Origin of the sequence: Synechococcales cyanobacterium T60_A2020_003 (genome assembly GCA_015272205.1) — a bacterium.
Lineage (GTDB): Bacteria > Cyanobacteriota > Cyanobacteriia > RECH01 > RECH01 > JACYMB01.
Window position 1 is genome coordinate 1 of record JACYMB010000356.1, and the last position, 11,338, is coordinate 11,338.

Sequence of the window (11,338 nt, forward strand, 5' to 3'; positions counted from 1 at the left end):
GTACCTCAACTCACGCGCCTCTCATCCCGACGCTGACCTTTCAGGTACATCGCGGGGCTTCCCGTCTAAAAGCTAAAATAGTCTCCCGGAATCTATATGTTTCAGCCCTCAAGATGGATTCTCGGCACAATCAAATTAATCTCTGTTCAGAAAAATCCATGTGCGAATACTCGTTATCCTAGCTGCGTTGCTTCGGCGTGGGTTGGGGTATTGCTTCGGAAGGCATGTGTGCCTTGGAGTTTTAAGATATGAAAAAGATCCTAGTGATTGAAGACGAGCCAACGATTCGGGACTTAATTGCAGATTTGCTTGAAGCGGAGGGCTTTGTCTCGATTTGTGCCCACGATGGGGCAACCGGACTCAAACTCGCGGATGAAGAGCAGCCTGACTTGATTTTGTGCGACATTATGATGCCGGCAATGGACGGCTATGCGGTGCTGGAAGCGCTGCGGCAAAATTTGAGAACGGCTGCGCTTCCCTTTATTTTTTTAACGGCTAAGGCGGATAAACCGAATGTGCGTCGGGGTATGGTGCTGGGTGCGGATGACTACATCACGAAGCCCTTTGGTCGTGAAGAATTGCTAGATGCGATTCACGCCCGACTGAGAAAGCAGGCAATTCAGTCCAGCTTATTGCAGTTAAAAGGGAGTGCATCTGCAGTACCGAGCCGAACGATTAAAGTTGCTCGATTGCGGCAGGCGATTGAGGGGGGTGAGTTCTTAGTTGAGTATCAACCGCAGGTTAAAGCCGACACGCGAACGATCGTTAGTGCTGAAGCCTTGATTCGCTGGCGATCGCCCGATCTGGGCACCATTTCCCCTGGCGAATTTATTCCGCTGGCCGAAGAAACAGAGCTGATTATCCAACTTGGGGAATGGGTGTTGCAAACGGTGTGTCGGCAGGCTACGGAATGGTATCAGCGCGGTGTTCCCATGTCCCGTTTAGCGGTAAACCTGTCGAGCGTTCAGTTTAGGCGATCCGACCTGCCCAAAACGGTGCGGCATGTTTTAGAGGAAACAGGATTGCCCGCGACCATGCTGGATCTTGAGCTAACCGAAAGCTTACTGATTCAAAACGTGGACGAGGCGATCGCCAAACTTAATGAACTGCGATCGCTAGGCGTTCGGATTTCCATCGATGACTTTGGAACCGGATATGCATCGTTAGGCTATCTTCAGCATTTTCCCTTCGATATATTGAAACTCGATCAGTGCTTTGTGCGGAACGTGGATTCCAACCCTAAAAACGCTGCGATTACGATTGCTCTGATTCAAATGGCGCATAGCCTGGGTTTGCAGGTCATTGCCGAAGGGGTAGAAACGGAAGCAGAACGAGAATTTTTGTTGCAAAATAACTGCGATATTATGCAGGGCTACCTGTTTGGGCGATCGCTGCCACCGCAAGATTTAGAAAAGCGGATTTTGTCATAAGTTGTCCAACGTTGAGACATTTGGACAAGAGCAGGGCAGCTTAATCGTAACTGTTGTTCCTTTTCCCACCTCACTGTCCACTGAAATCTGACCGTCATGCATTTGCACGCAGGATTCCGCAATCATCAGCCCTAATCCGGTTCCGGCAATAGTGCCTACATTGCTAGCTCGTCCGAAGGCTTGAAAAAGGCGATCGCGATCCGCTTCCGGAATCCCGATGCCCTCATCTTTAACTTGCAGCGTGAGTTCATCGGGCTCGAGGCGGAGCATGACATCGACCAGACCCCCGTCAGGGGAGTATTTCACGGCATTCGACAGCAGGTTAGAAATCATTTGACGCAGCAAGCTGGTATCGCCACAAAACTCACGATGTTTGCCACGGTGGGTAAATTGAATCCTATGCCGCTCACTGGCAATCTGCTGATGTTCTTCGACTAGATCCTGAACGAAATCAACGATATCGAGGCAAATGGGCTGAAACCGGATTTGATTGAGCTCTACTTGATTGGCAAAGAGCAGATCATTCACCAAGTCGGTCATGTGCGCTGCCGCATGTTGAATTTGTCGTAAGTATTTCAGCTTTTTCTCATCGTCGAAGCGGTCATGATAGCGCTCCAGCAGTTCCGCTCCACCCAAAATCATCGTGAGCGGAGTGCGGTATTCGTGGGATACCGTCTTAATGATTCGAGATTTGAAGGCGTTGAGTTCTCGTTCTTTGGTGAGGGAGTCTTGGGTGCGCTTCAGTAGTTCCCCGTGCTGAATGCCGATGGAAAGCTGAACCGCTAAAGCATTGAGAATCTCTAGCTCTTCGTCACGCCATTGTCGGGGGGTAGAACACTGATGGGCAATCAATAACCCCCAGAGAGTACGCGTCTCGCTATCCGGTGCAGCGCCCTGGAAGACAAGGGGCACAATTAAGTTAGCCTTAACGTTAAACCGTTCCAGCAATTTGAGGTGGCAATCAGACAGATCAGCAGTATCAACGTTGGGAATCGCGTATTCTCGATAGGTCAGATAGCTTTTGCGGAGATCGGCTTGAAAACAGGAGTCCTGTATCCGTTGGCCTAGGGTAGAACTCCATCCGTTCGCTACAGATTCTGCGACAATGGTTCCATGGCGATCGCCATCAAACTGATACACCAAGACGCGATCGCACCGCAGCAGTTCACGCACTTCAGCCACCGCCGTATTCAGGATTTGTGGAACATCGAGCGATTGACGAATTCGTAATGCCGTGGTGGCAATCAATCGCTGTCTTTCTCGGCTTTCCCGCAATAGTTCCTCTAGATGACATTGCCGGATAGCCCCACTGATGGCGTGATGAAGGCGATCGGGTTCAAATTGATGCTTGGAAATATAATCATGGGCACCCTGCTTCAGAGCCTGAACCGCAATTTCTTCGGTTCCTTTTCCGGTCAACATCACGACCGGAACGGGATGCACCCGATGCAGCTCATGAATTAGGTTCAGACCCGCCATATCTGGCAAATCAAACTCTAGGATGAGGACATCGGGGTAGCAAAGACCAAAGGCTTGAAGCCCGTCGTTGCCCGACTCCGCCTCATAGACAGTGTAAGGCTGGTATGGATGCTGCTTTAAAGCATGATGGCACCGCGCCCGATCCTCAGCATCAGGATCAATAATCAGGACCGTAATTGGCTCATTCATTCACGACATTTATGACTAGGAGGCCAACACACAATTGTGGAGAGATAGGGTAACAGCTCGGCTCAGTTCAAACTAGACCTTATCCTGTGCCACCCCATTGGGCGGGGAACGCAGGACTCATGAGATTTTTAAGGTTAATATTGCTATCTGCCTACCAGTATTTCACCGCTCTCTCTATTGCCCCCGATTTTTCGGGATTTATTTAATCTCGATGTAAATGTCCTGAAACACAGCATCACTCCTCTCGCCGCGTAAACGAAGTGATGTCGATCATGACTCATCCAGGACTTACGCACTACGTGCGGCGTCCTGAGTCTTTTAGGCGATTTTGCGCGGGTTACACCCGCGCAAAATCGCCCAATTGCGTAAGTCCTGTCATCCTCGAAAATATTAGCGGTTGCCGTAGAAGAGCCGTCCCCAGCCTGACTGATCGCCATCGGGTGTCCATCGATGCGTTAGCACATAGCGAGGATAGATGACTTGCTTCCCGTTACGGGGATCGCCTGTGTACCCTCCTCCTGGGTCAAGGAGGCTACCAAAGGGATCATGGCAAATATAGTCTCTGCTCTCTGTTCTGCCAATGACGACGACCATATGCCCCCCCGTTGGCGATTGCAGGCTACCTCGATGCAGAATGCCAATCACGATCGGCAATCCCGCCTCGAGAGATTGATCGAGTTGCTCAAACCCTAGATTGGTGTGCCAGGTTGAGCGGATTCCAATGTGATTGAGAGCCTGGGTTTGGGCTCCGTGGTCGGTGGTATCACCGTACTGACGCACAATTTGATAGTACTCATCATCAGTGGTGATGGAGGCACCCAAGAACCGAGCAACCATCGCGCAGCTTGAAGTGTTGCAGGTGCGCATGGGTTCATAGCGGTTGTCGGTTTGGAGGTAGAACGGAACGGGAAGTGTGATGCTGCCGCGGAGGGGGGGTACGTGTTTCCACATTTGTAGAAATCCGCGAACCGTGTCCGCCTGGCTGGCTTGCTGTAGCCAATTGATCGCCGCATTCTGGTGAGGAAGTTTCTGGTAAAAACGGAAGACCTGAACAAAATCGATGGGGGCGTCGCTTTGTCCATCTCGCCACATCAAGGCAAACTCACGCTGCTTTTGTTCTCCTGTGGATGCTTGGAGCCAGCGGATGAGCTTGACTTGCTCAGGACACTCGCGAAAGTCTTGGATGGTGTCGAGGAGGGTAATCTCGGTGGCGATCGCCCCAGTCCACATTTTAAGGAGTCCAGACAGAGTTTTGGGATGACTGGCCTCGGCAAGCCACTCCAGCGCAATTTTTTGGTGGGGCATGCGCCGATAGGAGCGGAATACGTTAACAAAATCAATGTCGCCTCGGTCTTCACCATTGCGCCACATCATGGCGAACTGCAACTGTTTCTCGCGTCCGGTAGACGCCTGAAACCATTGAATCAGCTTGATGTATTTGGGCTGGTCGTCGAATCGTTCAACAATTCGGATGAACTCGGTTGAGTACGCGCCTTGTGTAGAAGTGAATCCCTGAGTCGCTATCATGGCTCTAAGTCCTGGACAGTCTTGACATTGTTTAGTTGACGTTGTTACTTAAAATGCCCACTTTCATCCCAAAGTGCACATTTTTTCCTGAAAAATATTTTTCGAGAGCGATTCTTCATTGGGAATTCAGGTTAGAACGCCGACACGATGAGGAAGGGGACTAAACAATAAAACAACGTAATTTTCTGCAAACGAATTTGTGCTGAACGACTATAATGAGCAATCGCGCCATTTTACCTGGGAAACCGGGGTATGGTGATGTAGTGAGTTGAAATACAGACCGTTGGCGGCTGCACCCAAAAGGCTATGACTTCAGTTAAAACCCAGTTAGAACAGCGTGTGGATCAGGCGTTGGTGAGCGCATTTGGCGATGCGGTGGCCGGAACCGATCCGATGCTGACTCCCACCAATAATCCCAAGTTTGGGGATTACCAGGCCAATGTGGCCATGTCGCTGGCAAAACCGCTGAAGCAAGCACCACGGGCGATCGCCGAACAAATTGTGCAGCACCTTGAGATTTCGGATCTGGGCGATCCCCCTGAAATTGCAGGGCCAGGGTTCATCAACCTGCGGCTAAAACCGGATTTTTTGGCGAATCAACTGAAGGCAATTCAGCATGATGCACGGTTGGGGATTGCGCCCGATCCCAATCCACAGCGGGTGATTGTGGACTACCCCAGTCCCAACATTGCCAAGGAAATGCATGTCGGCCACCTGCGTCCCTCAGTGATTGGGGACTGCTTGGCGCGAATTTTAGAATTTTTAGGTCACACCGTGATTCGCCTCAGTCATATCGGCGATTGGGGTACGCCGTTTGGGATGCTGATTGCCTACCTGCGGGAAGCCTACCCGGAGGCGTTGAACGCTACGAATGCGCTGGATTTGGGGGATTTAGCAACATTTTATCGTGCGGCGAAGAAACGGTTTGATGAAGACGAGGCGTTTCAAGCGGCAGCCCGTCAATCGGTGGTGCAGCTTCAGGCGGGGGATCCCGCCACGATCCAAGCCTGGAAGATTGTCTGTGACCTATCCAACCGCACCAACCGCAAGATTTTTGACTTGATGGGCTTGTCGCCGAAGATTCAGGAGCGGGGGGAGTCATTTTATAATCCGCTGCTGCCGGACGTGATCGCAGAACTGGATCGGCTGGGCTTGCTGGTGGAGGACAACGGCGCGCAGTGTGTGTTTCTGGAGGGATTCACCAACAAGGACGGTAATCCCCTGCCGCTGATTGTCCAGAAATCCGATGGAGGCTACAACTACGCCACCACCGACCTCGCGGCGATTCGCTATCGGGTGAATGAAGACCAGGTGGATCGCGTTGTTTATCCGGTGGGGATGGAGCAAACCAACCACTTTGCCCAGATTTTTCAGGTGGGGAAGCGAGCAGGATGGATCACGGAGGAGGTGTCCTTTGACTATGCGCCCTTGGGATCAATTCTGGGAGAAGATGGCAAAAAGCTGAAGAGTCGCTCTGGGGAAGCGGTGCGGCTGATTGATCTGCTGGATGATGCGATCGCCCATGCTCGAACAGATTTAGAGAAACGGCTTGCGGAGGAACATCGCACCGAGTCAGACGATTTTATTGAGAATGTGGCGCGGGTCGTCGGCATTGGTGCCGTCAAGTATTCCGACCTCAGCCAAAACCGCACCAGCAACTATATTTTCAACTACGACAAAATGCTGGCGCTCCAGGGCAACACCGCGCCCTACATGCTCTACGCCTACGTGCGGGTACAGGGCATCAGCCGTAAAGGGGGCATTGATTTTGAAGCCTTGGGTGTCGATGCGGAGATTATCCTCACCGATGAAAGCGAATTGACCCTGGCCAAATACCTGCTGCAATTGGAAGATGTGCTGCATGCCGTTGAACAGGATTTATTGCCCAACCGTTTGTGCGAGTATCTGTTTGAACTGAGTAAGAAATTCAACCAGTTCTACGATCGCTGTCCGATCCTACAAGCCGAGGAACCCACCCGCACATCCCGGTTGATCTTGGCCGATTTGACCGCTCGCACCATTCGCTTAGGGTTATCGCTGCTAGGTATTTCGGTACTTGAACGGATGTAGATCTATCAACAACGGGCGATCGCCCCTAGGAGCCACCATGCTTGAACTCCATTGCCATACCACCTGTTCGGACGGGGTGCTCACCCCAACTCAACTGGTGCAGGCAGCGCATCAGGCCGGAGTGCGGGCGATCGCCATTACCGATCACGATACGATTTCTGGTTGGGAGGAGGCGAGCGCGGCGTCCCAAGCCTTGCCCATTGAAATCGTGCCCGGTATTGAACTCAGCACGATCTGGAACGGGCGATCGCTCCATCTCCTCGGCTTTTATCCCGATCCGGTTCGACTACAGGAACCCTTGAAAGAGCGGGTCGCGGAACGATGGCGACGGGCACAGCGCATGGCAGATAAACTAGGTGACTTGGGCTATCCGATTACGCTGCCGGAACCAACGAGTGCGATGGTTCCAGGGCGTCCCCACATTGCGAATTTGCTCCGGGAGGCGGGATACGTCAAAACGGTGCAGGATGCCTTTGATCGGTGGCTAAAGGAGGGCAAGGCCGCCTATGTTCCCTACGAAAAATTTACGGCAATCGAAGGAATTGAACTGCTCCGAAGCTGTGGGGCAGTGCCCGTGTGGGCGCATCCCTATCTGTTTCAGGCAGGTACGGTAGAAGCACTTTTGCCGACCTTTGTAGAGGCAGGTTTAATGGGCCTAGAGGTCTATCACCCCACCCATACGCCGCGACAGCAGTTGCAGTTGGTGGAGTGGTGCGATCGCTACAACTTGCTAAAGACGGGCGGCAGTGATTACCACGGATCAACGAATCCGAATGAGCCTGCCTACCCCGACCTCAACCACTTCCAGGTTCCCTACGATCTTCTGCTGCCCATTCAAAAAGCGGCGCAATCTCGCCTTTAAGACTCCTGCATTACGCTATTCCTGAAGGGTGCCCTCCCGCACCAGCATTTTCTGTGCCTTGGGCAGTCGCGCCTCTGCTTCAGCCATCACCTCGGCAAATTTTTCTAGGATCTCACCCGGATATTGTTCGAGAACCTTGGTGGATAGGGATACGCGCCGTTTAGCGCTGTCAAGGTCAATAATCACCGCTTTAACAGACTGTCCAATCTCAAAAAGCGCTGGCAGCGAGGCAATGTAGTTTGCGCTGATTTGATTGATGTGGAGCAACCCCGTAACGCCATTGAAATCAACGAATAGGCCAAAGGGCTTGATGTTGGAAATTTTGCCATCGACTAACTGTCCGATGCCCAGTTGACCCATGCTCGCCGATTGGCTAGCAATGCGTTGAGAGAGCACCAGTCGCCGTTGATTGGGATCAATTTCCAGGAACCCGACGGTCAGGGTTTTGCCTACCAGGACATCCAGGCTATCGCGGTCTACTAGGTGCGATCGCGGCACAAAGCCTCGGAGTCCGTGGGCATCGACCGTAACGCCCCCCTTATTCACACCCTTTACTCGGACTTGAATGGTTTGTCCAGCCTCCTGCATTTCGGCAAACTGCTCCCAAATTCGCCGCAGTTCGAGCTGGCGAATGCTAAGGGTGAGCTGACCGTCCGTGTCCTGATCGCGAATGATTAGGAAGTCGCGCTCTTCATGCAGGGGGGCGGATACGGTGAGATCAACGGCACCGGATAGCGATGCTTCCATTTTGGGCAGGAACGCCGCTGCTTTACCACCGACGTCCACATACGCACCTTCTGATTCATGGCTGAAGATTTTGCCACGAATCACCTGTCCCCGTTGAAACTGGTAATCGTACTGTTCAAGGGCTTTGGCAAAATCGTCAGAAGAAAAAGACAAGGGATCCTCCTATCTTCAAGCCGAGGGGAAGTCTCTTCAATATAATCAATTCCAGCTCAATCTAACAGACGCAGCCTGATAGGAAGGGCTAAATCTAGGGAAACGTTAGGGTGTCTTAAGGAACCCAATGGAGTTAGCCCGCGCTGTCTTTGGGCGATCGCTCTATCTCCTTAGTGACTGCTCAAACGTGCCCCCATTCCTCAACCGATCAGCGTAACTCGGCCTGAAACAGGGCTTTGACTTTTTCCCATGCATCCGCTGCGGCATCGGCATTGTAGCTGCCCCGGCGATCGCAGAAAAAGCCGTGATCGGCTCCGGGATAGCGCCAAATCTGGTGGGGAATGTGCGCCTCGGATAACGCTGCTTCGATCTGATCGACGTGTTCCACCGGGATGCTGGCATCGTCCATCCCAAAGAAAGCATGAAGAATGCCTTTGATCTGGGGCGTCCGGTGAATCGTTGGCGTTGCCTCCCCAGGGCACCAAGTGGGAATGCCAGCGCCATAAAACGATGCGGTCGCTTTAATATCCGGCAAGGTTGCCGCTAGATAGGCGACATGCCCCCCAAAGCAAAAGCCAATACAGCCGATCCCACCCTGAACATTGGGTTGCGCCTTTAGCCAATCGGCAGCGGCCTGGATGTCGTTCAGGAGTTCATCGGCCTTCGTTTGCTCTTTGTAGACACGTCCGATCGTGATGTCATCGGGGGTGTATCCGGTCTCGAAGCCAGGGGCAAGGCGTTGATACAAGGCTGGGGCGATCGCCACATATCCTAGACGGGCAAAACGTTCGGTGATATCTCGAATATGGGCATTCACCCCAAAAATTTCTTGCAGAACAATCACGCCTGGATAGGAGCCTGCGGCAACGGGGGCGGCAACATAAGCGTCAATCTGCTGCTGACCGCTGGTGAGTTGAACGGTTTGGGTTTGGATGGTGCTCATAGGATCGCTAAGTAGCCGGACATGATTAAATATAAAACCCCAACAGCCCTGCGCCGCCCGTTACGCTGCCCGCGCAGAGCAAAATCTGGTTTTTAATTCGATCGAGTTACTCAAAACCCAAAACCCAAAATCCAAACTTGATACCGATCGCCTTGATTCTAGGATTCATGCCGTTTGGAATGCCAATTTTGACCCCTTCCGCACTATTTTCGATATGATTTCTTTAGCTTTGGAATATGCTTCAACAACTTAGTTTCAGTGAACTACAGTCTTTTTCAATTCCTGATCTCGCCCCAACTCCGTCCCAATCGTGTTTCGTTCTGTAGTTCTATCTGAGAGCAAGTAGATGAGCATCCTGAGCATCCATCCGTCACTGCCGACTCTGAGCAAGCAGTGGAGCATCTCGGAGGCTTTAGAGAGTGAAATTTCATATCCAGCCCGACAGCGATATCCCAGCGTCTACGCAGCTCTATAACCAGATTCGATTTGCGATCGCCTCGCGTCAGTTTCCACCGGGGCACCGCCTCCCTAGCACGCGCCAACTCGCCATGCAAACGGGACTCCACCGCAACACCATTAGCAAGGTCTATCGCCAGCTTGAGGAGTCGGGGGTAGTCGATGCCCGTGCCGGAGCTGGAATTTTTGTGCGGGCGCAGGGGGATGAAGGTGGGGCGAAAAGCAAGTCTCCCCTGCTTGCCCAGTTTCCAGAAGCCCAGCGGTTGGTGCAAAGTAGCGTAGACACGCTGTTAAGTCAGGGCTGTACCCTCAGTCAGGCGCGGGAGCTATTTCTAGGGGAAATCGACTGGCGACTGCGGTGCGGTGCGCGGGTGTTGGTGACGGCTCCGCTTCAGGACATTGGAGCCGGGGAACTCATGGCGCGAGAGCTGGAGCAGGCGTTGCAAATTCCGGTGCAGCTTGTCCCGATTGAGGAATTGGCGGATGTGCTGGATCAGGCACGGGGCGGAACGGTAGTGACCAGTCGCTACTTTATTGGTGATGCCGAGGCGATCGCAGGCCCCAAGTTTGTGCGTGTCATCCCCATCGATATTTACGACTATGCGGCGGAGATTACCCTGCTCAACCAAATGCCCAAGGGAAGCTGCGTCGGCTTGGTTAGCCTGAGTTCGGGTATTTTGCGGGCAGCGGAGGTGATTATTCACAGCGTTCGGGGCGAGGAACTGCTGGTGATGACGGCTCAGCTTAAGGATGTGTATAAGCTGCAAGCCTTGGTGCGAAGTGCCCAGGTGATTATCTGTGATCACCCTAGCATTGATGACGTGAAACAGGTGATTCAACAATCCCGCGATGATTTGATTCGCGCCCCCAAAGTCGTGGCGTGCGAGAACTACATTGGCACTAATTCCATTAACCTCCTAAAGCGGGAGCTGGGGCTGGTGTAGGTCGGCAAGACGCAGGACAAACGCTACTCACTCACGTGGAGATCGCGCTGGCGGAGTTGCTGAATAAAGAAGTCTTCGAGGGATGGACGCGCCAAATTCATCGCTAAAAGTTGGGCATTCATGAGTTGGAGCGTAGCGAGGAAATCGGAGGGTGAACCCTTGAGATGACCGTGCCAGTAGTGATCCTCGAACTCTAGATCGGGAACCCATTGCCTCAAAACGTCGGGATTGCCGCCCTGCACGCGAACGTGATACAGATCCGCTGTTCCCAACAGTTCATTGAGGGAACCCATACAAATCAACTCGCCGCGTGCCAGGATGGCGATGCGATCGCAAATTTGCTCCACATCCGATAAGACGTGGCTGTTGAAGAAAATCGTTTTGCCCTGCGCCTTCAGGGACAGAATAATTTCACGAATTTGGTAGCGTCCCATTGGATCGAGTCCGGACATGGGTTCATCGAGGAACACCACGTCCGGGTCGTTAATCAACGCCTGCGCCATGCCGACCCGTTGTAACATCCCTTTGGAATACTTGC

Annotated in this window: 9 protein-coding genes; 4 read left to right on the top strand and 5 right to left on the bottom strand. The window is 52.6% G+C overall.

Going from position 1 to position 11,338, the window contains the following annotated elements; all coding sequences use genetic code 11:
• Nucleotides 1–248 precede the first annotated feature (248 nt).
• A complete protein-coding gene (locus tag IGR76_17450) occupies nucleotides 249–1,430 on the top strand; it encodes an EAL domain-containing response regulator (protein ID MBF2080246.1) in 1,182 nt (393 codons plus the stop codon).
• Here IGR76_17450 and IGR76_17455 read toward each other — a convergent pair.
• Nucleotides 1,425–3,098: a GAF domain-containing protein gene (locus IGR76_17455; protein MBF2080247.1), complete on the bottom strand. Its 1,674-nt coding sequence runs from the start codon at nucleotides 3,096–3,098 to the stop codon at nucleotides 1,425–1,427. The genes IGR76_17450 and IGR76_17455 overlap by 6 nt on opposite strands.
• A 390-nt stretch (nucleotides 3,099–3,488) precedes the next feature.
• A complete protein-coding gene (locus tag IGR76_17460) occupies nucleotides 3,489–4,049 on the bottom strand; it encodes a C39 family peptidase (GenBank protein MBF2080248.1) in 561 nt (186 codons plus the stop codon).
• Nucleotides 4,050–4,931: 882 nt separating this feature from the next.
• On the opposite strand from IGR76_17460, the gene argS reads away from it, so the two are divergent.
• Together argS and IGR76_17470 are read left to right on the top strand one after the other, a co-directional pair.
• Nucleotides 4,932–6,695, top strand: coding sequence for an arginine--tRNA ligase (gene argS, locus IGR76_17465; GenBank protein ID MBF2080249.1), 1,764 nt, complete (start codon nucleotides 4,932–4,934; stop codon nucleotides 6,693–6,695).
• A gap of 37 nt (nucleotides 6,696–6,732) precedes the next feature.
• Nucleotides 6,733–7,557 (top strand): PHP domain-containing protein, encoded by an 825-nt coding sequence (locus IGR76_17470; protein ID MBF2080250.1) that lies wholly within the window; start codon nucleotides 6,733–6,735, stop codon nucleotides 7,555–7,557.
• A 15-nt stretch (nucleotides 7,558–7,572) separates the two neighbouring features.
• On the opposite strand, the gene IGR76_17475 is transcribed toward IGR76_17470, so the two are convergent.
• Together IGR76_17475 and IGR76_17480 are read right to left on the bottom strand one after the other, a co-directional pair.
• On the bottom strand, nucleotides 7,573–8,457 hold the full coding sequence (locus tag IGR76_17475) for a 30S ribosomal protein S1 (protein ID MBF2080251.1): 885 nt from the start codon (nucleotides 8,455–8,457) through the stop codon (nucleotides 7,573–7,575).
• A gap of 208 nt (nucleotides 8,458–8,665) precedes the next feature.
• On the bottom strand, nucleotides 8,666–9,400 hold the full coding sequence (locus IGR76_17480) for a dienelactone hydrolase family protein (protein MBF2080252.1): 735 nt from the start codon (nucleotides 9,398–9,400) through the stop codon (nucleotides 8,666–8,668).
• A gap of 419 nt (nucleotides 9,401–9,819) precedes the next feature.
• Between IGR76_17480 and IGR76_17485 the strand changes: the two genes are divergently transcribed.
• A complete protein-coding gene (locus IGR76_17485) occupies nucleotides 9,820–10,800 on the top strand; it encodes a GntR family transcriptional regulator (protein MBF2080253.1) in 981 nt (326 codons plus the stop codon).
• Between the two features lie 23 nt (nucleotides 10,801–10,823).
• Here IGR76_17485 and IGR76_17490 read toward each other — a convergent pair.
• Nucleotides 10,824–11,338: ABC transporter ATP-binding protein (locus IGR76_17490; GenBank protein MBF2080254.1), on the bottom strand; the 515-nt coding region annotated here is incomplete at its 5' end.

Bases quoted from the DNA above. Each gene is read 5' to 3' on its own strand.
- IGR76_17450 (MBF2080246.1), top strand. From the start codon at position 249: ATGAAAAAGATCCTAGTGATTGAAGACGAGCCAACGATTCGGGACTTA.
- IGR76_17455 (MBF2080247.1), bottom strand. From the start codon at position 3,098: ATGAATGAGCCAATTACGGTCCTGATTATTGATCCTGATGCTGAGGAT.
- IGR76_17460 (MBF2080248.1), bottom strand. From the start codon at position 4,049: ATGTGGAAACACGTACCCCCCCTCCGCGGCAGCATCACACTTCCCGTT.
- argS (MBF2080249.1), top strand. From the start codon at position 4,932: ATGACTTCAGTTAAAACCCAGTTAGAACAGCGTGTGGATCAGGCGTTG.
- IGR76_17470 (MBF2080250.1), top strand. From the start codon at position 6,733: ATGCTTGAACTCCATTGCCATACCACCTGTTCGGACGGGGTGCTCACC.
- IGR76_17480 (MBF2080252.1), bottom strand. From the start codon at position 9,400: ATGAGCACCATCCAAACCCAAACCGTTCAACTCACCAGCGGTCAGCAG.